We start from the raw sequence: 21,511 nt of genomic DNA on the forward strand, positions 1-21,511 counted from the left end.
GTCAGCGGGTGTTTCCCCAGCGGGCCTGTTCCAGCAGGTCGGCGGCGCGGGTTCGGGCCTCCGGGCCGTCCGCCCGGAGCAGGGTGGTGGCCTCGTCGACGGCGTCGGTGAGCGTGCGCCACTGCGCCTCGCGCTCCCGGACAAGGTCCGACTGGGCGGCGAGCTGTCGGGTCTTGACCCACAGTTCGACGAAGACCGACACCTTGGCCCGCAGCACCCACGGGTCGAAGGGCTTGGTCAGGTAGTCGACCGCGCCGACCGCGTACCCGCGCAGGGCGAGCTGGGCGTCCTTGTCCGCCGCGGTGAGGAAGATGATCGGCACGTGCCGGGTACGTTCCCGCCGCTTGATGTGGCTGGCGGTCTCGAAGCCGTCCATGTCGGGCATCTGCGCGTCCAGCAGGATCACCGCGAAGTCGTCCACCAGCAACTGCTTGAGCGCCGCCTCGCCGCTCTCCACGGCGACCGACTGCACCGGCAGCCCCTGGAGGATCGCCTCCAGGGCCATCAGGTTCTCCCGCCGGTCGTCGACCAACAGCGCCTTGGCCGTCTGGGTCACACTCTCTCCTCGCCTCGACTGCCGCCCACCCAGGACGCCATCAGCTCGATCAGGTCGTCCAGGTCAACCGGTTTGGTGATGTAGTCGCTGCCGCCCGCCGCGAGCGCGGACTCGCGGTCGCCCGGCATCGCCTTCGCGGTCAGGAAGACGATCGGCAGGTCGGCGAAGCGGTGGTTGCGGCGAATCTGCCGGGTGGTCTCGTAGCCGTCCTGGTCGGGCATCATCGCGTCCATCAGCACGATGTCCACCTCCGGATGCTCGGCCAGCCGGCGGACGCCGTCCGCCCCGTTGTCCGAGTACAACACGGTCATACCGTGCAACTCCAATGCACTGGTCAGAGCGAACACGTTCCGCACGTCGTCATCGATGATCAGCACGGTGACGCCCTCCAGCCGGCGGGTGGCCGGCGTCTCGACTGCCTCCGGCAGCTCGGGCGGGGGCATCAGCAGCGAGGCGGGCAGGCCCGCGCGGGCCGGCGACGGTGGCGCCGGCGCCACCACCGCGTCCGGGGCCAGCACGTCCGGTACGTACAAGGTGAAGGTGGAACCCTCCCCGGGCGCCGAGGCCACGGTGATCGAGCCGCCCAGCAGGCGGGCCAGGTCCCGGCTGATCGACAGCCCCAGCCCGGTGCCGCCGTACCGGCGGCTGGTCGTCCCGTCCGCCTGCTGGAACGCCTCGAAGATCAGCGACAGCTTGTCGTCCGAGATGCCGATGCCGGTGTCGATCACCGTGAAGGCGATCACCTGCTGGGCGTTGGTCAGCGCCGGCACGTCGAAGGCGACGTTCTCGGACGCCGGGGCGATCCGCAGCGTCACCGCCCCGTTGTCGGTGAACTTCACCGCGTTGGAGAGCAGGTTACGCAGGATCTGCTGCAACCGTCCGGCGTCGGTGACCAGCGCCGGGGGCAGCTCCTTGGCCACCCGGACCTGGAAGTCGAGGCCCTTGTCCTCGGCCTGCGGGGAGAACGCCTGCTCGACGTACCCGCGGATCTCGGTGAACCCGACCTCGGTCGGCTCCACGTCCATCCGGCCCGCCTCGATCTTGGACAGGTCGAGGATGTCGTCGATCAGCCGCAGCAGGTCCGAGCCGGAGCCGTGGATGGTCCGGGCGAACTCGATCTGTTTCGGGGTGAGGTTCTGCTCCGAGTTCTCCACCAGCAGCCGGGCCAGCAGTAGCAGCGAGTTCAGCGGCGTACGCAGCTCGTGGCTCATGTTGGCCAGGAACTCCGACTTGTACGCCGAGGCCCGGGTGAGCTGCTGGGCCTTGTCCTCCAGGCCGAGCCGGGCCAGCTCGATCTCCCGGTTCTGGGTCTCGATGTTCGCCTTCTGCTCGGACAGGAGCTGGGCCTTGTCCTCCAGCTCGGCGTTGGTGCGCTGCAACTCGGCCGACTGTTCCTGGAGTTCGTGGGCCAGCCGCTGCGACTGGGCCAGCAGCTCCTCGGTGCGCCGGTTGGCCTGGATCGTGTTGACCGCGATGCCGATGGTCAGCACCAGCCGCTCCAGGAACGACAGGTGCAGGTCGGAGAACGCGGCCACGCTGGCGAACTCGATCACGCCGAGCAGTTCGCCCTCGAACAGCACGGGCAGCACCACCAGGTCGGCCGGCGGGGTGTCGGCCAGGCCCGAGCGCAGGGTGAGCCGGCCGTCCGGGGAGGCGCTCACCCGGATCGTCCGGCGGGACAGCGCCGCCTGCCCGACCAGCCCCTCGCCGGGGCCGAACGTGACGTCGTGCCCCCGGGCCACGTAGCCGTACGAGGCGGTCAGCCGCAGCCGCATGCTGCCGTCGGAGATGTCCACCAGGAAGAACGCGCCGAGCTGCGCGTCGACCAGCGGGGTCACCTCCATCATGATCATCCGGCAGACCTCGCCGAGGTCCCGCTGCCCCTGGAGCAGGCCGCCGATCCGGGCCAGGTTGGAGTCCAGCCAGCCCTGCTCGGCGTTCTTCTTCGTCGTCTCCCGGAGGGTGACGATCATCTGGTTGATGTTGTCCTTCAGCTCGGCGACCTCGCCCTGGGCCTCGACCGCGATTCGTTGGGTCAGGTCGCCCCGGGTAACCGAGGTCGACACCTGGGCGATGGCCCGGAGCTGGGTGGTGAGCGTGGAGGCGAGCTGGTTGACGTTCTCGGTGAGGTCGCGCCACGTACCGGAGACGCCCTTGACCTGCGCCTGCCCGCCCAGCTTCCCCTCGATGCCCACCTCGCGGGCCACCCGGGTCACCTCGTCGGCGAACGAGCTGAGCTGGTCCACCATCGTGTTGACGGTGTTCTTCAGCTCCAGGATCTCGCCCTGCGCGTCCACGGTGATCTTCTGGCCCAGGTCGCCCTTCGCCACGGCCGTGGTCACCGAGGCGATGTTGCGCACCTGCGACGTCAGGTTCGACGCCATCGAGTTCACGTTGTCCGTCAGGTCCCGCCACGTGCCCGACACGCCCTTGACCTGCGCCTGACCGCCCAGCTTCCCCTCCGTGCCCACCTCCCGGGCCACCCGGGTCACCTCGTCGGCGAACGACGAGAGCTGGTCCACCATCGTGTTCACCGTCGACTTCAGCTCCAGGATCTCGCCCCGGGCATCCACGGTGATCTTCTGCGACAGGTCGCCCTTCGCCACGGCGGTCGACACCTGGGCGATGTTGCGCACCTGGGCCGTGAGGTTCGACGCCATCGAGTTCACGTTGTCCGTCAGGTCCCGCCACGTGCCGGCGACGCCGCGCACCTGGGCCTGGCCGCCGAGCTTGCCCTCGGTGCCCACCTCGCGGGCCACCCGGGTCACCTCGTCGGCGAACGACGAGAGCTGGTCCACCATCGTGTTCACCGTCGACTTCAGCTCCAGGATCTCGCCCCGGGCATCCACGGTGATCTTCTGCGACAGGTCGCCCTTCGCCACGGCCGTGGTCACCGAGGCGATGTTGCGCACCTGCGACGTCAGGTTCGACGCCATCGAGTTCACGTTGTCCGTCAGGTCCCGCCACGTGCCCGACACGCCCTTGACCTGCGCCTGACCGCCCAGCTTCCCCTCCGTGCCCACCTCCCGGGCCACCCGGGTCACCTCGTCGGCGAACGACGAGAGCTGGTCCACCATCGTGTTGACGGTGTTCTTCAGCTCCAGGATCTCGCCCTGGGCGTCCACGGTGATCTTCTGGCTCAGGTCGCCCTTGGCGACGGCGGTGGAGACCTGGGAGATGTTGCGGACCTGGCTGGTCAGGTTGCCCGCGAGCTGGTTGACGTTCTCGGTGAGGTCGCGCCAGGTGCCGGAGACCCCGCGCACCTGGGCCTGGCCGCCGAGCTTGCCCTCGATGCCCACCTCGCGGGCCACCCGGGTCACCTCGTCGGCGAACGACGAGAGCTGGTCCACCATCGTGTTGACGGTGTCCTTCAGCTCCAGAATCTCGCCCTGGGCGGCGACGGTGATCTTCTGCGACAGGTCGCCCCGGGCGACGGCCGTGGACACCTGGGCGATGTTGCGCACCTGGGCCGTCAGGTTCGAGGCCATCGAGTTGACGCTGTCGGTGAGGTCCTTCCAGGTGCCCGCGACGTTCGGCACCTCCGCCTGGCCACCGAGCTTGCCCTCGGTGCCCACCTCCCGGGCGACCCGGGTCACCTGCTCGGCGAAGAGGCGCAGCGTGTCGGTGAGCGAGTTCATGGTGTCGGCCAGCTCGGCGACCTCGCCGCGCGCCCCGACCGTGATCTTCTGCGACAGGTCGCCCTTGGCCACCGCCGTCGCCACCTGGGAGATCGACCGCACCTGGCCGGTCAGGTTCGACGCCATGGTGTTCACCGAGTCGGTGAGGTCCTTCCAGGTGCCGGCGACCCCGCGCACGTCGGCCTGGCCGCCGAGCTTGCCCTCCGTGCCCACCTCGCGGGCCACCCGGGTCACCTCGTTGGAGAAGGACGAGAGCTGGTCGACCATCGTGTTGACCGTGCGGCCGATCCGCAGGTACTCGCCGCGCAGCGGCCGGCCGTCGATCTCCAGCGCCATGTGCTGGGAGAGGTCGCCGTCGGCCACGGCCACGATCACCCGGGCGATCTCGGTCGTCGGGCGGCCGAGGTCGTCGATCAGCGAGTTGACCGCCCGCTGCCCCTCCGCCCAGGAGCCCTCCAGCCCCTCCTCGTCGAGGCGCTCGGTGAGCCGGCCGTCCCGGCCGACGATCCGGCTGATCCGGCGCAGGTCCAGGTGCTGCCGCTCCTGGAGGGCCACCACGTCGTTGAACGCGTCCGCCACCTCGCCGGCCGGGCCCGCCCGCCGGGGCAGCCGGACCTTCAGGTCACCGCCGCGCACCCGGCGCAGCGCCTCCGCCAACTCGCTGAGCAGGGCGGCCTGGTCCGGCGCGGACGGGTCCGCGGCTACCGAGTGTTTCGCCGTGGTCATCATTCCTCGCTCAGTTCGGGGCCGCCGGGGCCTGCCGGCACACCGGCCATCCCATCATTGTGCCCGGCCGAGCGTCGATGCCGCGCCGCGCCGCCCGCCGGGACGCCGCGCGTCCAAGCAGCTCACGGCCCGGCCCCCGGGCCGGCTTGGCTTACCGGCGGGCGGCGGTGGAGGATACGAAGGTGTCAGCGGAGGCGGGGCCGGCGACCTTCGACGCGCCGGACGAGCGCGTCCGGCGGGTACGGCTGCCCGCCGACCGGCGGACGCCGGCCGCCGCGCGCGCCCTGGTCCGGTCCGTGCTGTCCGCGGCGCGCCTCGACGACCTGCTCAGCGAGGCCCTGCTGCTGACCACCGAGCTGACCACGAACGCCGTCGAGCACGCCCGCACCGAACTGGACATCGAGGTCGTCGCCGACGACGTCGGGCTGACCGTCACCGTCTCCGACTTCGCCGCCGGCTCGGTCGACGAGCTGACCGTGGGCGTCCGCAACGACAGCTCCGAGATCAACGAGGTCTCCGAGCGGGGCCGGGGGCTGCTGCTGGTCGACCACTTCGCCAGCCGGTGGGGCACCACGTACCTGCCCACCGGCAAGGGGGTGTGGTTCCGGCTGGACCGGCGCGACGCCGGCGGGCAACCGGTCGCCGCCGGCCCGCCGCCCGCCGGCGGGTGGGGCCCGGCGACCACCCGCTCCGCCGGCGGCCCGGCCACCGAGCACCCGGGGCCGAGCGCCGGGGCGATGAGCGAGCTGATGCAGACGGCTCCCGACCAGTACGCCGAGGACCCGCTGCCCGAGTTCGCCACCGACCTGCTCACCCGGCTGGCCGAGATGGTCGGCGCGGCCGGCGGCGTGGTCCGGCTGGACCGGGGCGACGGGCAGGGCACGCAGGTGCTGGCCCGCTACGGCCGCACCCCGCGCGCCGGCAACAAGCTGCTCCGGGTGCCGCTGGCGGTGCACCGGCCGTACGCCGGGGAGCTGGAGCTGGACGCCGCCCCCTCGACGTACGCCCGGCCGCTGGCGGTGCTGACCGCCGAGCGGCTCTCGCTGCACCTGGAGAACGACCGGCTACGCCGGGCCGATGTCCGCCGGCAGGCGTGGCTGACCTTCCTGGCCGAGGCGAGCGAGCTGCTGGCCCAGTCCCTGGACGTCGAGCTGACCATGGCGCTGATCCCGCAACTGGTGGTCCCCCGCCTCGGCCAGTGGTGCGCGGTGCACACCGCCGACGAGTGGGGGCGGCTGCGGCTCGCGGCGGCCACCCACGCCGACGAGTCGGTGCTGCCGCAGTTGCACAAGGTGCTCCGGGAGACGGGGACGGACTCGGTGCAGGCCCGGCTGCGCGAGGCGTCCCGGACCGGGTCGCAGGTGCCGCTCGGCGGGCCGATGGAGGGCTTCGCCGTCCCCCTCGTGGCGCGCGGCCAGCGGCTGGGCACCCTGGCGGTCGGCCGCCACCAGCGCCACCGGCACGACCCGGACGAGGTCGCCGTGCTGGAGGACGTGGCCCGGCGGGCCGCGCTGGCCATCGAGAACGCCCGCATCCACGCCGAGCGGCGCCGGGTGGCGCAGACCCTCCAGCAGTCGCTGCTGCCGCCGGTCCTGCCGGTGGTCGAGGGCATCGGCTTCGCCGCCGAGTACGTGCCGACCGGGGACGAGGCGGAGGTCGGCGGCGACTTCTACGACGTGCTCCCGCTGCCCGACGGGCGCTGGCTGGTGGTGGTCGGCGACGTGTCCGGCAAGGGGGTCGAGGCGGCGGCCGTCACCGGGCTGGTCCGGGACGTCATCCGGGTGCTGGTCGGCGACGGCAAGCCGCTGCCGGAGGTCCTGGGCCGGCTCAACGAGACGCTGGTCGAGCGGGGCGGCGGGCGCTACTGCACGCTGGCGCTGGCGGCGGTCGGGCCGGGCGAGGGCGACCGGCTGGACGTGGCCCTGCACCTGGCCGGGCACGACCGGCCGGTGCTGTTGCGGGCGGGCGACGGGGCCGAGTTCGTCGGTGCCAGCGGTACCGCGCTCGGCCTGCTCGACGCGATCAGCTCGCCGACGGCACGCGTCGCGCTCGACCCCGGCGACTCGCTGATCTTCTACACCGACGGGGTGACCGAGCGCCGCCGGGGCCGGGAGCTGTTCGGCACCGATCGGCTGCGGGAGTCCGCCGCGCCGCTGGCCGGGTACTCGGCCGACGTGGTGGCCGCCCGGCTGCGCTCGGCCGCGATCGGGTTCTCGGTCGAGGCGCCCCGCGACGACATCGCCATCCTGGTACTGCGCAACGACCGGCTCTGAGCCCGCTCTGGTCAGGGAGTCTGGGGGTCCTGGCGTGGGCGCCGCTCCACAGCAGGTATGCCTCCCGGCGCCTATGGAGCTGAGTCGAATACGACATCACCCACGCCCACCGCGACCGGCGACCGGCGACCCGCGACCGGACGGGGCGGTGGGTAACGCGACGGCGGTGGCCCCCGCCCAGCGGTGATGACGTGGACGACTCAGCTCCATAGGCGGCGTCCCACGGCATCGAGCCGCCGCGCCCACAGCTCCGCCCGGGCCACGGTCCCCGGCCGACCGGGGACCACCGAGCGCCCCTCCTGACAGGCGGGCCGACGCGCAGGATGGGCAGCACACCTGCTCCGCGGGTGCTAGGTTCCCCGCATGTCGACGACGGCGGCCACCGGCGCGCGGGCCCCGTCATCGGTCCGGCTGCTGACCACGATTCACCTGGCCTTCGCGGGTGCCTTCCTGCTGGTGACCGCCCTCTACCTCGGACGGATGGCCGCAACTGGGGCCGGTCCCGCTGACATGCTCACCGGCCACTACGACCCGAAGGATCTGGTCCCCTTCGGACTGTCTGGGATGAACCCGTTCACCTGGTTCTACGCCTTGGTCGCGCTGCTCTACCTGGTCGGCTTCCTGGTCAGCCCAGCGCTGGCCATGGTCTCGTTGCCGCTGCTCGCCCGGACCTGGCACGAGCTGTCCCGCCCGGCCCGGGCCCTGCTGCTGGCGGGGATCGTCAGCGCGGTTGCCCTACCCCTGCTTCGCCTCATCCCCGCCGTCGGCGACATGCACCGGTGGTGGCTGGACTGATCGCCTCCGCATGACCGGAACGGCTGCCACGTCCCCGGCGCGGAGGATGCGGCAGTCACAGGCCGCCCGGGAGGCGGCCGGGGGCCAGGCGCTGGTGGGGGTCGAGGTATTGCTTCGCCGCCCGCAGTCGGGGCAGCGAGGTCAGCTCGCCCCAGAGGTCGACCGCCTGTCGTACCGGCGGCGGCGCCGCGACCACGACGCACCGGCCGCGCCGGGCGAGCAGCACCCGGCGCACGCCGGTGACGATCGTCGCCACCCGCTCGGCGGGCAGGGAGCCGGGCAGGGCCGCGTGCACCACGCCCTGCCCGGCGGAGCCCCGGATCGGGACCGGGCCGCCGGCCGCGTCGCGCAGCGCGTAGACGGCCGCGTGGAGGTCGGTGGTCGGCACCTCGATGCGCAGCGCGGTCTCGCCCGGGCCGAACGGATAGCTCCGCCACCACGTCGGCGCCGAGTGGTCGACGGTCGCCTCGTCGCCGAGCAGGGCGAGCAGCCTCTCCACCCGTTCGGGGACGTCGGTGGGGCCGCCCTCCAGCAGCACCGCCAGGGTGCCCGCCCCGGCCGGCGGCGCCGCGCGGCGGAACATCGAGGGGTGCCGGGCGCGGGCAGCCGCCGCCGGGTCGTCGGGATGCGGCGCCGGGCGCGCCCGGTTCGCCCGGGCCGGCAGGTCCAGCTCGACGGCCGCAGGGTCGAGCCGGGCGGCGAGCACCGCCCGGACCAGGTCGGGCAGCTCCAGCGGGCTCCCCACGGGGCGGCTGACCCAGGCCCGGCTGGCCGGCACCGGCTGCACCCGCAGGGTGGCCGAGACCAGCACCCCGAGGCCGCCCTGCGAGCCGCAGAGCAGCCGGGCCAGCTCCAGGCCGGGCGCGCCGCCGCCCGCGCTGGTCAGCTCGCCGTCGGCGGCCAGGTACCGCACCCCGACCAGTTGGTCGCAGGGGCCGCCGTGGCGGTGCCGCAGCGGGCCGGACTCGTCGGCGGCCAGCACCCCGCCGACCGTGGCCCCGGGCGAGGGGGCGTCGAGGGCGAGGCGCCGCCCGGTGCGCTCCAGGACCGCCTGGGCCGCGCGCAGCGGGGTGCCCGCGCCGATCTCAGCCACCGGGGCGTCCGCCGGCTGGTGACCGATGCCGGCCAGCCGGCCGGTGTCGAGCATGATGTCGACCTGCTCCGGGGCGACCCCCCAGTCGATCTTCGTGCCGGCACCCCGGGGCACCACCGTCAGGTCGTGAGCGGCGGCCAGCCGGAGCACCTCGGCCGCGGCGGACGGGTCGCCGGGCACCGCCACCCACCGGGCCGGCCGCCCGGCGACCTCGTCGGCCGCTCCGCCGAAGCGGGCGAAGGGCGGACCGCAGATCTCGGTGAGTAGACGGGTGATGCTCATTGCCCCGGACCGGTCGGTCGACCGCGCTGCTGCCGCCATGGCGGTTATCGTACAGGTGTTCGAACAAAGCGGCGGGGTGCCACGTCCGGAGTCGGGGGACGCGGATGCCGGCCCCCACAGCGCCCCGGCGACGACCCGGCCGGCCGGTAACCTGACCGGCGTGACCACCGAGATCCCGCCCGTCGCCAAGCAGGTACCCACCGAGCGCGCCCACCACGGCGACAAGGTCGTCGACGAGTACGCCTGGCTGGCCGCCAAGGACGACCCGGAGACGATCGCCCACCTGAGGGCGGAGAACGCGTACACCGAGGCGCGCACCGCCCACCTGGAGGAGCTGCGCGGCACCCTGTTCGAGGAGACCCGGCGCCGCACCCAGGAGACCGACCTGTCGGTGCCGACCCGCAAGGGCGGCCACTGGTACTACACCCGCACGGTAGAGGGCCAGCAGTACGGTGTGCACTGCCGCCGGGCCGTCCGCGACGGCGAGACCGAGCCGCCGGTGAGCGCCGACGGCGCCCCGCTCGACGGCGAGGAGGTGCTGCTCGACGGCAACCTGCTGGCGGAGGGGCACGACTTCTTCTCGCTCGGCGCGTTCGACGTCAGCCCGGACGGCCGGTGGCTGGCGTACTCGACGGACTTCTCCGGCGACGAGCGGTTCACCCTGCGGGTCAAGGACCTCAGCACCGGCGAGGTGCTGCCCGACGAGGTGCCCGACACCTCCTACGGCGCAGCCTGGTCGGCGGACGCCTCGGTGCTGTTCTACGTCACGGTGGACGACGCCTGGCGGCCCAACCGGGTCTGGCGGCACCTGATCGGCACCCGGGCCGCCGAGGACGTCGTCGTCCACCAGGAGGACGACGAGCGGTTCTGGGTCGGCGTCGAGCTGACCCGGTCGGAGAAGTTCATCCTGATCGACAGCCACAGCAAGATCACCAGCGAGGTGCGGGTGATCCCGGCCGGCAACCCCACCGGCGAACCGGCCCTCGTCGCCCCCCGCCGGCAGGGCGTCGAATACAGCGTCGAGCACCACGGGCACCGCTTCCTGATCCTGCACAACCACGATGCCGAGGACTTCGCGCTGGCGTTCACCTCGGCGGACGCGCCGGGCGACTGGGTGCCGCTGATCCCGCACACCCCCGGCACCCGGCTGGAGGCGGTGGACGCCTTCGCCGACCACCTGGTCGTCTCGCTGCGCAGCAACGGGCTGACCGGGCTGCGGGTGCTGCCGATCGGCAGCGGCGACGGCCACGACATCGACTTCCCGGAGCCGATCTACAGCGTCGGGCTGGACAGCAACCCGGAGTACCACACCCGGCAGGTCCGGCTGCGCTACTCCTCGCTGGTCACCCCGGACTCGGTGTACGACTACGACCTGGTCACCCGAAAGCTGGTGCTGCGCCGGCGCAAGCCGGTCCGGCCCGGCCCGGACGGCCGGGAGTACGACCCCGCCGACTACGAGCAGCACCGGGACTGGGCGCTCGCCGACGACGGCACCCGCGTCCCGATCTCGCTGGTCCACCGGGCCGGCACCCCGCGCGACGGCTCCGCCCCCTGCGTGATCTACGGGTACGGCTCGTACGAGGCGAGCATGGACCCGTGGTTCTCGGTGGCCCGGCTGTCCCTGCTGGACCGGGGGGTGATCTTCGCGGTGGCGCACATCCGGGGCGGCGGCGAGCTGGGCCGCCGCTGGTACGACGAGGGCAAGCTGCTGGCCAAGAAGAACACCTTCACCGACTTCGTCGCCTGCGCCCGGCACCTGACCGGCTCGGGCTGGACGTCGACGGACCGGCTGGTGGCCCGGGGTGCCTCGGCCGGCGGCCTGCTGATGGGCGCGGTGGCCAACCTGGCCCCGGAGGCGTTCACCGGCATCGTCGCGCAGGTGCCCTTCGTGGACGCGCTCACCTCGATCCTCGACCCGTCGCTGCCGCTGACCGTGACCGAGTGGGAGGAGTGGGGCAACCCCCTCGACGACCCGGAGGTCTACGCGTACATGAAGTCGTACACCCCCTACGAGAACGTGACGGCGGTGGACTACCCGGCCATCCTCGCGGTGACCAGCCTCAACGACACGCGGGTGCTCTACCACGAGCCGGCGAAGTGGATCGCCCGGCTGCGGGCGGTCGCCCCCCGGGGCGACTACCTGCTCAAGACCGAGATGGGCGCCGGTCACGGCGGCCCCAGCGGCCGGTACGACTCCTGGCGCGAGGAGGCGTTCATCAACGCCTGGATCCTCGACCGTCTGAAAGCGGCGTAGGGGGAAGCCCTCTCCACCCGGCCTCCGCCACCCGGCGGAGGCCGGCCGCGGGCGCGGCGGTGGCCGGCGGCGGGGCGCGCCGTCAGGAGGCGGTGACCAGGTCGGCGAGCAGGGCCGGATCGACGTTGCCGCCGGTCACCACGGCGACGGTACGGCCCGCCGGCAGCTCGCCGGAGCGGAACAGCCGGGCGGCCGTCGCCACCGCGCCGCTCGGCTCGACCACCAGCCGGGCGTCCCTGATCAGGAGGCCGGCCGCCGCCCGGATCTCCTCCTCGGTCACCGTGACGATGCCGTCGAGGCGGTCCCGCAGGTGGGCCAGGGTCAGCTCGGACAGGTTGGTGCGCAGCCCGTCCGCGCAGGTGCGGTAGGTCAGCTCGACGTCCCAGGGCACCACCCGCCCGGCGGCGAGCGACTCCCGGGCGTCGGCGGCAAGCTCCGGCTCGACGCCGATCACGGCGGTCGACGGGCGCAGCGCCCGCAGCGCCGTGGCGACCCCGGACGCGAGGCCGCCCCCGCCGACCGGCACCAGCACCACGTCCACGTCGGGCAGGTCATCGACGATCTCCGTGCCGACCGTGCCCTGGCCGGCGATGATCCGCCGGTCGTCGAAAGGCGGCACCAGCACCGCCCCGGCCTCGGCGACGATCCGCTGCGCCTCGGCCAGCCGCTGCACCGGCGGGACGAGCAGCACCGCCGCACCGAACGCCCGCATCCGGGCGATCTTCACCTCCGGGGCGCCCTCCGGCACCACCACCGTGCACGGCACACCGGCCGCCCGGGCCGCGTACGCGAGAGCCTGCCCGTGGTTGCCGGACGAGTGGGTGACCACGCCCCGGCCCCGCCCGGCCCCGTCGAGGCGGGCGACCGCGTGGGTGGCGCCGCGCAGCTTGAACGAGCCGACCGGTTGCAGGCTCTCCGGCTTCAGCCACAGCCCGCCGTCCCAGGGGGCGCGCAACAGCGGCGTACGAAGCACGGTCGGGGCGATGTCGTCGGCGGCGACCCGGATGTCGTCGAGCGTCACGAGGTCCATCCCGCCATCCTCCCGCCGACGACGAGGCCACGCTCGACCCGGGCGCCGACCACCCGGCACCGGCACACCCGTCAGGTCGCCCGCAGCTCCTCCACCCTCGTGCTGGCGCGCAGAAAGAGCAACCCGACCAGGACCGTGAGGGACACCGCAGCCAGCGCGCCGGCCCCGAACAAGGCCAGGTGCTCCAGCGGTACGTCGGGCATGAAGTACCGCTTCGGCGGGGCGATCGTACGCAGGTACCGCTCCCGGGTGGCCGGGTCGGCGCAGAGTTCGGCGGTCGCCTCGCAGACCTTGCCGCTGACGACGCCGGTGCGCACCGGGCCCGCGAAGCGCCGGCCGAGCAGCAGCCCCACGGTCAGGGCGAGCAGCACCGCCGGCACCGCCGGGGTGAGCGCCTGCCAGGCGATCGACCGGCCCAGCACACCCCGGGGGACGCCCTGGGCGACCAGCGCCGCGTACGCCCGACGGCGGGCCACGATCCCCTCGACCAGCGCGACCAGCAACCCGCCGGCCGCGATGGTCACGGCAATCGCGACGGCGAGGTCGACCAGGCTGATGGTCTGAAGGTAGAACGGGTTCGGGGCGTGTAGGTCCCCGATCAGTCGGTACTCGGCCCGCTCGATGTCGTACCTGGCCTGCGCGTTGGCCCGCATGCCAGCCGCGCCGCCGCCGAGCAGTACGGCGGCCAGCAGCGCGGCGAAGGTACGGCTGCCGGCCCACGGGTCGGCGGTGAGCCGGCGGGCGGCCAACAGCGCTGCCGGCCCCCGGGCGAGGTGGTGCAACAGCCGGCCGGCGGTGTGCGAGAACCAGGCGGAGGCGAGCACCGACCCGACCGTGGCGGCGATCCCGCCAGCGACGAGCAGCATCGGCAGGAGCAGCAGCGGCGGTTCCATGTCCCGGTGGCGGTACCAGGAGTTCACCGGATGGTAGGCGGCGAACACGGCCAGGCCGACCAGGATGAGCAACGCGAACCAGGGGCGTGGCGCACGGTCCCGGCCGGCTCGGCGGACCACTCCGAACGGCGTGGTGGCGACCCGGCGCAGCAGCAGCGCGGTGCCCGCCGCCGCGACGGCGGGCAGGCCGAGCACCACCGCCGCCAGCGCGACCGGCGACGGGAGCACGTCGGTGGGGAGGGCGAGCTGGCCGTGCGCGTCGGGCCGGTCGAGCAGCCCACGGGCGGACAGGAAGGCCACCAGGCCGGTGACGGTGCCGAACAGGCTGGCCACCCCGGTCTCCAGCACGGCGAGCCGGGTGACCTGGCCGGGGGTGGCCCCGGCCAGTCGCAGGGCGGCCAGCCGGCGGTCCCTGGCTGGTGCGCCGAGCCGGGCGCACTGCCCGGCCAACGCCAGCACCGGGACGGCGAGCAGCAGCAGCGCGAAGGTCGTCCCGCCGCGCAGCCCCGGCTCCCGCAGCAGCGTGTTGGCGTACTGGAGGGACCAGCGGGCCGGGTTGTCGTCGGTGCGCAGCGGCGTCGGGATGGCCAGCACGGTCAGCGCCGCCAGCCCGGCGAGGGTGGCCAGCGCGGCGCTGAGCGCGGTCAGCGCCACCCGCACCTTGTCGGTCCGGGTGCCGGCGAGGGCGAGCCGGACCAGGGTGCCGGGCCTCACCGCAGCCCGTCCTGCACCGAGCCGGCCCCTGCATCGCCGACCAGCAGGCCGAGCCCGCCCGTCGACCGGCCCGGGCCGCCCGACGACGGAACGTCGATCCCCAGACCCGTGCCGTCGACCACCCCGTCACGGAGCATCACCTCGCGGTCGGCGTACCCGGCGACGCGTGGCTCGTGGGTGACCAGCACGACCGTGGTGCGCTGCTCCCGGGACAGCCGGACGAGGTGGCCGAGCACCTGCTCGCCGGCCAGCGTGTCCAGCGCGCCGGTCGGCTCGTCGGCGAAGAGCACCCGGGGCTCGGTGACCAACGCCCGGGCCAGCGCGCAGCGCTGCTGCTGCCCGCCGGACATCTCGCCGGGCCGGGTGTCGGCCAGGTCCGCCACGCCCAGCCGGTCCAGCCAGGCCAGCGCCGCCGTCTGCCCCGCTCGCCGCCCCGTGCCGGCGAGGAGGAGCGGGAGTGCGACGTTCTCCGCCGCGGTCAGCTCGGGCACGAGCTGGCCGAACTGGAAGAGCACCCCGAACTCGGTACGCCGCAGCCTTGACCGGGCCGCCTCGGACCAGGTGTCGATCCGCTCGCCCCGCCAGGTGACCTGGCCTGCGTCCGGACGGAGGATGCCGGCCAGGCAGTGCAGCAGGGTGGACTTGCCGCAGCCGCTCGGGCCGGTGACCGCGACGATCTCCCCCTCGGCGACGTCGAGGGTGATCCCGCGTAGCGCTGGTGTCGGCCCGTACGCCTTCACCACGCCGCGAGCTTGGAGTTCCGTCACGAGTGCACCTCCCGGTGCCAGTCGGCGACCCGCTCCAGGGTGGTGTGCAACCACCTCAGGTCGGCGTCGAGGTGGGCGATGGCGAAGTCGGCCGCGACGACGTCGTCGAGGGTGGCCGAGAGGTCCGTCTTGACCGCGGTCAGCTCGCGGAGCCGGTCGGTGTGCGCCCGGCGCTGGGCGACCAGGTATTCCCTCGCCCGCTCGGCGTCGGCGACCAGCAACGCCACCAGCACCTTGGCGAAGAGCGTGCTGGTGACGTACGGCAGGGGCGGCTCGACCTCCGCGAGCCACAGGTCCAGCGCGTCGCGCCCGGCGCCGGTGAGCGCGTACGTCGTGCGGTCCGGCCCGCCGTCGCGGTCCTGGCCGGCGGGCGCCACCAGCCCGTCCCGCTGCAACCGGCCGAGCGTCGCGTAGACCTGCCCGAACGCCAGCGGCCGGGCCCGGGGCAGCCGTTGGTCATGGGCCCGTTTCAGCTCGTAGCCGTGCCTGCTCCCCTGCGCCAGCAGGCCGAGCAACACGTGTGGAGTCGACACCCCAATCACTATTCACCGGGAGAATAGTCGAGTCAACTCGCCACGTCCGGCCGCCCTGGCGGTTCGGCCCTCCGGACGGGGCAGCCCGGTGGGCCGCCGGCGCTGCCGGTCAGCTCGCCGACCAGCCGGGGTGCCGGCCCATCCGGGCCAGGACGAGGTCGAGCGGGGCGGCGTCCGGCGGGGCGGCGACCGGGGCGGCGAAGGCACCCATCTGCTGGCCCGTCTCTCCCATCCGGTCCATGAAAGCGTGCAGGACGGCAATCGCGTCCGGCGCGGCGTCGAACGGCTGGCCGGTGGCCCGGGCCAGGTCCCAGGCGTGCACGGTGAGGTCGATCAGCCCCATCTCCCCGACCGTCTCCTGGGGCAGCCCCATCCCGGGCGAAACGCCCTCCAACGCGGCCGGGTCCGCCCACGCCTCAATCAGCCGCTCGGTCTCGGCGGCGAACCGGTCCCGCCAGCCGTCGGTCAGGTAGTCGGTCTTGTCCCAGTTCGCCGGTCGCTTGGCGGCCAACTCCTGGAAGTTGACCACCACCTGGTACAGGTGGTTCATGAGGTCCCGGGCGGAGTAGTCCGCGCACGGGGTGGGCAGGTCGAGCTGGTCGTCACGGATCGCCCGGACCACCGCGACGGCGCGCGGCGCGGCTTCCGCCAGGAGTTCACTAGTCTTCGTGGCCATAAGGGCAGCGTACGAGGGTGGTCTTGAAGAAATGCGACACCAGCCGCGCGGGGACAGCAGGGGCATCCTCGACCCCCGTCGGCTGCTGCGCGAGGTCCGCTTCCGCCGTCGGCTGCCCGCCGCCGCGCTGCGCCCGTACGTCGAGCTCTACTGGCTGATCGACTGGGAGCTGGACGAGCCGTTCGAGCAGCGGGTGCTCCCGCACCCGGCGGTCAACGCGGCGTTCCAGCGCGACGGCGACGGTCGGGAGACCGCCGAGGTGGCCGGCGTCGGGCGGGAGCTGTTCCGGATCACCCTGACCGGCACCGGCGGGGTCAGCGGGGTGCAGTTCCGCCCGGGCGGCTTCCGGCCGTTCTGGCGGCGGCCGGTCGCCGAGCTGACCGGCGAGCGCCGCCCGCTCGCCGCCGGCCTCGTCGCGGGCCGACGGCTCTGCGCCGGTACGGACGACGAGCGGTGCGCCGCCCTGGACGACCTGCTGGCCGCCTGGGACCCGCGCCCCGACCCGTCGACGGCGGAGGCGATGGCGCTGGCCGAGGAGATCCGCGCCGACCGGGGCGTGCTGCGGGTCGACGACCTGGCCCGGCGGCACGGGACCACCACCCGGCGGCTGCAACGCCTCTTCCTCGACCAGGTGGGCGTCGGCCCGAAGTGGGTGATCCGGCGGTACCGGGTCCAGGAGGCGATCGAGCAGGCCGCCGGTGGGCCGGTGGACTGGGCGGCCCTCGCCGCCGACCTCGGCTACGCCGACCAGGCCCACCTGGTCCGCGAGTTCACCGCCGCCACCGGGATCTCCCCGACCGCGTACGCCCGGTCGCTCAGCCGGCCGGCCGCAGGCCGGTGAGGAAGGCCCGCCAGGCGGCCGGGGAACAGGCCAGCACCGGCCCGGAGCGGTCCTTCGAGTCGCGTACGGCCACCACGCCGGGCAGGTTGACGGCCACCTCGACGCAGTTGCCGCCGGTGCCGTTGCTGCGGCTGCTGGTGCGCCACCGGGCAGTGCTCAGGTCCATGGTTCCGCCTCCGTCGTCTCCGCGATCAGCTCGACCGACCGCTGGTGGGGCAGGGCCTCGCCCCGGATCGACTCCCAGACGTCGACCATCCGGCGCACGTCCTCCGGGCGGTCTGTGACCTGGCTGCCGAGCTGAGTCTCCACATAGACCATATCCTCGCCCACCGGCGGCGTGGCGATGACGAACGGGCCCTCCAGCCCGGCGTAGGCCCCCACGGCGAGCGGCACCACGTGGATCCGCACCCGGGGCAGCCCCTCGCCGACCTTGACCAGGTGGCGCAACTGCTCCCGCAGCACCTCCGGGCCGCCGACCGGGCGGCGCAGCACCGACTCGTCGACCACCACGGTCAGCGTCGGCGGCCGGTCCCGGGTCAGGATCTCCTGCCGGTCCAGCCGGGTGGCGACCTGCCGCTCGACCTCCTGCGCCGAGAGCAGTCCGCTTCCTGAGAGGACCGCGCGGGCGTACCGCTCGGTCTGGAGCAGGCCGGGGACGTAGAGCGGCTCGTACCCGCGCAGCGCCGTCGCCTCCTGCTCGATCCCCGCCCACTCGCGGAAGTACGGCACCACCGTCTCCCGGCTGATCCGGCGCTGGATGCGGGCGAACCGGCCGCCCGCGCCGAACACCGCGTCGCAGCGTCGGGCCAGGTCCCCGCTCGGCCGCCGGTCGCCGGTCTCGATTTTGGCGATCAGGGCGGCCGAGTAGCTGACCGCCTCGGCCAGGGCCGCCTGGGACAGCCCGGCGGCCGACCGGGCCAGCCGCAACTCCTCGGCGAAGTGGTCGAGCATCGGCGATCTCTCCACGGACAGCCTCCGTACACCCTCGGGACCTGCGGGACCACGGCCGCGACGCCCGGCTGGTCCGGGCGGCGAACCTTCTCACGGTAACCGTCCGATCACCAGACTGTGAACCCAGCGGGACCGCCCGGCCGTCTCCCCCCGAGATCCCCGACCCGGGCGGAACCGCGCGGGGGCGGGCCGGGCACGGCGGCCCGCCCCCGCACCACCCGAGGCGCAACGGAGAGGCAGGCCCCATGCCGGAGAACCACCCGCCGGATCCGCCCCGGGCCGCGGCGCGGCCGGCCCGGCGGCCGGTGGTCCGGGAACACCTGCCGGTCAGGCCGATCTGGCTCTGCCGGGTCTGCGCGGGCCCGTGGCCCTGCTCGCCGGCCCGGCTGCGGCTGCGTCACGAGTACGCCGACTCCCCCGTCACGCTCGCCGTGTACCTCGCCGGCCTGATGCTGGAGGCGGGCGACCAGCTCACCCGGCTGCATCCGTACACCGCGCCGCCGGCCGGGGTTCTGTACCGCCGCTTCCTCGGCTGGCTGCGCGAGAGCGGGAGTTGAAGGGGGCCTGCTATGCCGGAGGCGCCGACGGTGCCGGGGGCGTCAACAAGCTGCCTCTCCGTTCACCTTCGGCGGCGGAGGGCCACCACCGCGACGTCGTCGTTGATCTCGGTGGGGGCCAGCTCCACCAGCAGCCGCTGGCAGAACGCGTCCAGGTCGGCGTCCACCACGTCGGCGCAGCGGGCCAGGGCGGCCAGCCCCTCGTCGATCGTGGTGTCCCGCCGCTCGATCAGCCCGTCGGTGTAGAGCACCAGCGTCGCCCCGGCCGGCAGCACGAACTCCAGGTCGGCGGGGCGATCCGCGCGCACGCCGAGCAGCGGGGCCGAGTGCTGGACGTACTCCACCGCGCCGTCCAGGCTGATCAGCGCCGGCAGGTGGCCGGCGCTGGCCAGCCGGACGTGACCGGAGTTCGGCTCCAGCAGCAGCAGGCAGATGGTGGCCAGCTCGTTGGGCAGCAGCGTCCGCATCAGCTCGTTGACCCGGTGCAGGATCGCGCCCGGCTGGTGCCCCTCGACGGCGTACGCGCGCACCGCGTGCCGCAGCTCCGCCATCACCGTCGCGGCGTGCAGGGAGTGCCCGGCGACGTCGCCGATCGCCATCAGCAGGTGGCCGTCCAGCATCACCAGCTCGTAGAAGTCGCCGCCCACCTCGGTCTGCGCGCTGGCCGGCTCGTACCGCACGGCGAGGTCGAGCCCGGCGATCTCCGGGATCCGGCGGGGCAGCAGGCTGCGTTGCAGGGTGACCGCGATGCGGTGCTCCTCGTCGAAGGAGCGCTGCGCCTCCACCGCCGCCGCCACGGCCTGGGCGACCTGCACCAGCACCGGCGACCCGGGGGTCTGGGTGCCCGTCGGCACCACCACGTAGAGCGGTGCCCGGTCCCCGCGCAGCTTCGCCGCGGCCACGGTCACCCGGTCGCCGGCCGGCCAGTCGACCAGTCCCCAGTCGCCGGGGTCGTCGATCCGCACGGTGGAGCCGGTCGGCACCCCCGTGTCGTCGACGACCCACGGCACGATCCGGGGCTCGCCCCCCGGACCGGCGCAGACCCCGGCGAGGCAGTCGCCGTCGAAGGTCTCCGCCACCACCACCGCCGGGCCCTTGAAGATCCGGGCGGCACCGGCCGCCGCCGCCTCCAGCAGCCGGGCGAAGTTCGGCGCGGCGTGCACCGCCACGGTCGTCTCGGCCAGCCCGGTGAGCCGCTCGGCGAGCAGCTCGGCGCGCTGCCGGGCCCGGTAGTAGCGCAGCACCGCGTGGGCGGTGGCGACCAGTTCCTCCGGCTCTATCGGCTCGGCCAGGTAGGCGTCCGCGCCCCGGGTCAGGCCCTGGGCCCGATCCGCCACGTCGATGGCGTGCGCCGACACGTGGATCACCGGTATCGCCGGCTGGGCCTTCTTGATCCGTTCGCAGACGTCGAACCCCGTCAGGTCGGGCAGCCGGACGTCGAGCACGACCAGGTCGATCGGGTCCACCCCGATCCGGGCCAGCGCCTCCCCGCCGGTCTCCGCCTCCAGCGTCGCGAAGCCGGCCCGGCGGAGCCAACTCACCAGCAGGTACCGCTTCGTGCGGCTGTCGTCGACCACCAGCACGGTCACCGGGCCGCCCTCCACGGTCACCCCCCGCCGATCGGCAGGGTGACGGTGAACGTGCTGCCCCGGCCCGGCTCGCTGGTCAGCTCCAGGGTGCCCCCGAGCAGGCGCACCACCCGGCGCGCGTACGGCAGGCCGAGGCCGGTGCCGCCGATCCGGGTGCTCCCCGGCACCTGGTAGAACTCCTCGAAGATCCGCTCGTGCAGCTCCGGGGCGATGCCGGCGCCGGTGTCGGTTACCGACAGATGCCACCGCTCGTCGCGGACCTCCGCCCGCATCCGGACCTCGCCCCGCTCGGTGAACTTGAGCCCGTTGTGCAGCAGGTTGCGCAGCACCTGGGCGAGCAGCACCTCGTCGGAGCGGACCGTCCCCGGCGGGGGCGGGTCCTCCACCACCAGCTCGACCTTTGGCCTGGTGGACAGCGCGCGCAGGGTGCCGCGCAACTGGCCGAAGACCGCCCGCAGGTCCACCTCGGCCCAGTTCGGCTCCAGCCGCCCGGACTCCGCCTTGGCCAGGTCGAGCAGCTCGTTGACCAGGCTGAGCAGGTCGGTGGCCGAGGACCGGATCAGCCCGACCTGCTGGGCTTGCTCCTCCGTCAGCGGGTCGGACGCGGAGTCGGCCAGCAGCCGGCTCAGCCCGATGATCGCGGTCACCGGGGCGCGCAGCTCGTGGCTGACGTTGGCCAGGAACCGGCTCTTGGACTCGCTGGCCGTACGGAGTTGGGCGGATTTCTCGTCCAGCTCGGCGTAGAGCGCGACCACCCCCCGATTGGTCTCCTCCAGCTCCTCGGTGAGCTGGTTGTACAGGGCCATCACACCCCGGTTGGTCTCCTGGAGCTCCTCGTTGAGCACGGCCAGCTCGTCGCGCTGGCTACGCACCTCGTCCAGGGCGGCGATGAGCTGCTCGTTCTGCGACGCGAGCTCGTCCAGGGCGCTGCCGGGAGCGCTGCTGGCGAGCTCGGCTCGCAGCTCGGCAAGTCGCTCCGGGGTCAGCGCCTGTGCGGTCGCCGGGACACGTCGGGACATCCTCACGACCGTATCGCCCTCCCGGTCCACCACGCCCAACATGTCCACCAGTCGCGCCACCGCGCCGGAGTGCGGCTCGTACCGGCCGTCGGGGAGCGGGCTCACCGGGGCCAGGTCCACCCGCACCTGCGGGGGGCCCTGCGCGTCGAGGTCGACGGCGAAGATGACGTCCGCACCGCCGACGGCGTGCAGCAGGTCCCGGGCCACCTCGCTGAGGGCCGTGGCGAGCCGGACCTGGTCCTGGTGTTCCAGGCCGACCGCCATGGCCACCTCCCGGCCCCGCTGCCGGACCACGAAGATGTCGTGCTCGACCCGCAGCGCCAT

At 73.8% G+C, this 21,511-nt stretch carries 17 protein-coding genes; 5 read left to right on the top strand and 12 right to left on the bottom strand.

Going from position 1 to position 21,511, the window contains the following annotated elements; genetic code table 11:
• Position 1: 1 nt before the first annotated feature.
• Entirely contained in the window at positions 2–556 is a 555-nt protein-coding gene (locus OOK41_RS00855) for a two-component system response regulator (RefSeq protein ID WP_117668367.1), read from the bottom strand.
• On the bottom strand, positions 553–4,920 hold the full coding sequence (locus tag OOK41_RS00860; RefSeq protein ID WP_266262447.1) for a HAMP domain-containing protein: 4,368 nt from the start codon (positions 4,918–4,920) through the stop codon (positions 553–555). The genes OOK41_RS00855 and OOK41_RS00860 overlap by 4 nt, the downstream gene beginning before the upstream one ends.
• Positions 4,921–5,102: 182 nt before the next feature.
• Here OOK41_RS00860 and OOK41_RS00865 point away from each other — a divergent pair, with 182 nt between their 5' ends.
• Together OOK41_RS00865 and OOK41_RS00870 are read left to right on the top strand one after the other, a co-directional pair.
• Entirely contained in the window at positions 5,103–7,193 is a 2,091-nt protein-coding gene (locus tag OOK41_RS00865; protein ID WP_266262448.1) for a SpoIIE family protein phosphatase, read from the top strand.
• Positions 7,194–7,556: 363 nt separating this feature from the next.
• Positions 7,557–7,988, top strand: a complete 432-nt coding sequence (locus tag OOK41_RS00870) for a hypothetical protein (protein WP_266262449.1) — start codon at positions 7,557–7,559, stop codon at positions 7,986–7,988.
• A 55-nt stretch (positions 7,989–8,043) separates the two neighbouring features.
• On the opposite strand, the gene OOK41_RS00875 is transcribed toward OOK41_RS00870, so the two are convergent.
• Complete coding sequence (locus OOK41_RS00875) at positions 8,044–9,402, bottom strand: FAD-binding oxidoreductase (RefSeq protein ID WP_266262450.1); 1,359 nt, start codon at positions 9,400–9,402, stop codon at positions 8,044–8,046.
• Positions 9,403–9,523: 121 nt separating this feature from the next.
• On the opposite strand from OOK41_RS00875, the gene OOK41_RS00880 reads away from it, so the two are divergent.
• On the top strand, positions 9,524–11,617 hold the full coding sequence (locus OOK41_RS00880) for a S9 family peptidase (protein WP_117668003.1): 2,094 nt from the start codon (positions 9,524–9,526) through the stop codon (positions 11,615–11,617).
• 82 nt (positions 11,618–11,699) lie between these two features.
• On the opposite strand, the gene OOK41_RS00885 is transcribed toward OOK41_RS00880, so the two are convergent.
• From OOK41_RS00885 to OOK41_RS00905, 5 genes are all read right to left on the bottom strand, one after another.
• On the bottom strand, positions 11,700–12,647 hold the full coding sequence (locus tag OOK41_RS00885; protein ID WP_266262451.1) for a threonine/serine dehydratase: 948 nt from the start codon (positions 12,645–12,647) through the stop codon (positions 11,700–11,702).
• A 71-nt stretch (positions 12,648–12,718) separates the two neighbouring features.
• The gene (locus OOK41_RS00890) at positions 12,719–14,254 is read right to left on the bottom strand and encodes an FtsX-like permease family protein (protein WP_266262452.1); all 1,536 of its coding nucleotides are present in this window, start codon (positions 14,252–14,254) and stop codon (positions 12,719–12,721) included.
• Positions 14,251–15,021, bottom strand: coding sequence for an ABC transporter ATP-binding protein (locus tag OOK41_RS00895; protein WP_266262453.1), 771 nt, complete (start codon positions 15,019–15,021; stop codon positions 14,251–14,253). The genes OOK41_RS00890 and OOK41_RS00895 overlap by 4 nt, the downstream gene beginning before the upstream one ends.
• On the bottom strand, positions 15,018–15,554 hold the full coding sequence (locus OOK41_RS00900; protein ID WP_266262454.1) for a PadR family transcriptional regulator: 537 nt from the start codon (positions 15,552–15,554) through the stop codon (positions 15,018–15,020). The genes OOK41_RS00895 and OOK41_RS00900 overlap by 4 nt, the downstream gene beginning before the upstream one ends.
• A 109-nt stretch (positions 15,555–15,663) precedes the next feature.
• Positions 15,664–16,230 carry a TIGR03086 family metal-binding protein gene (locus tag OOK41_RS00905; protein ID WP_266262455.1) on the bottom strand — a complete coding sequence of 189 codons (567 nt, stop codon included), beginning with the start codon at positions 16,228–16,230 and terminating at the stop codon, positions 15,664–15,666.
• Between the two features lie 31 nt (positions 16,231–16,261).
• Between OOK41_RS00905 and OOK41_RS00910 the strand changes: the two genes are divergently transcribed.
• Entirely contained in the window at positions 16,262–17,071 is an 810-nt protein-coding gene (locus OOK41_RS00910; RefSeq protein WP_266262456.1) for an AraC family transcriptional regulator, read from the top strand.
• On the opposite strand, the gene OOK41_RS00915 is transcribed toward OOK41_RS00910, so the two are convergent.
• Both OOK41_RS00915 and OOK41_RS00920 read right to left on the bottom strand, forming a co-directional pair.
• A complete protein-coding gene (locus tag OOK41_RS00915; protein WP_117667888.1) occupies positions 17,046–17,237 on the bottom strand; it encodes a DUF397 domain-containing protein in 192 nt (63 codons plus the stop codon). The genes OOK41_RS00910 and OOK41_RS00915 overlap by 26 nt on opposite strands.
• The gene (locus tag OOK41_RS00920) at positions 17,228–18,037 is read right to left on the bottom strand and encodes a helix-turn-helix transcriptional regulator (RefSeq protein ID WP_117667889.1); all 810 of its coding nucleotides are present in this window, start codon (positions 18,035–18,037) and stop codon (positions 17,228–17,230) included. Before OOK41_RS00920 ends, OOK41_RS00915 begins: the two co-directional genes overlap by 10 nt.
• 230 nt (positions 18,038–18,267) lie before the next feature.
• Between OOK41_RS00920 and OOK41_RS00925 the strand changes: the two genes are divergently transcribed.
• Positions 18,268–18,579 carry a hypothetical protein gene (locus OOK41_RS00925; protein WP_266262457.1) on the top strand — a complete coding sequence of 104 codons (312 nt, stop codon included), beginning with the start codon at positions 18,268–18,270 and terminating at the stop codon, positions 18,577–18,579.
• 62 nt (positions 18,580–18,641) lie between these two features.
• On the opposite strand, the gene OOK41_RS00930 is transcribed toward OOK41_RS00925, so the two are convergent.
• Together OOK41_RS00930 and OOK41_RS00935 are read right to left on the bottom strand one after the other, a co-directional pair.
• Complete coding sequence (locus tag OOK41_RS00930; RefSeq protein WP_266267702.1) at positions 18,642–20,183, bottom strand: SpoIIE family protein phosphatase; 1,542 nt, start codon at positions 20,181–20,183, stop codon at positions 18,642–18,644.
• 2 nt (positions 20,184–20,185) lie between these two features.
• Positions 20,186–21,511, bottom strand: coding sequence for a sensor histidine kinase (locus OOK41_RS00935; RefSeq protein ID WP_266267703.1), 1,326 nt, complete (start codon positions 21,509–21,511; stop codon positions 20,186–20,188).

Source organism: Micromonospora sp. NBC_01655 (genome assembly GCF_026339755.1).
Lineage (GTDB): Bacteria > Actinomycetota > Actinomycetes > Mycobacteriales > Micromonosporaceae > Micromonospora.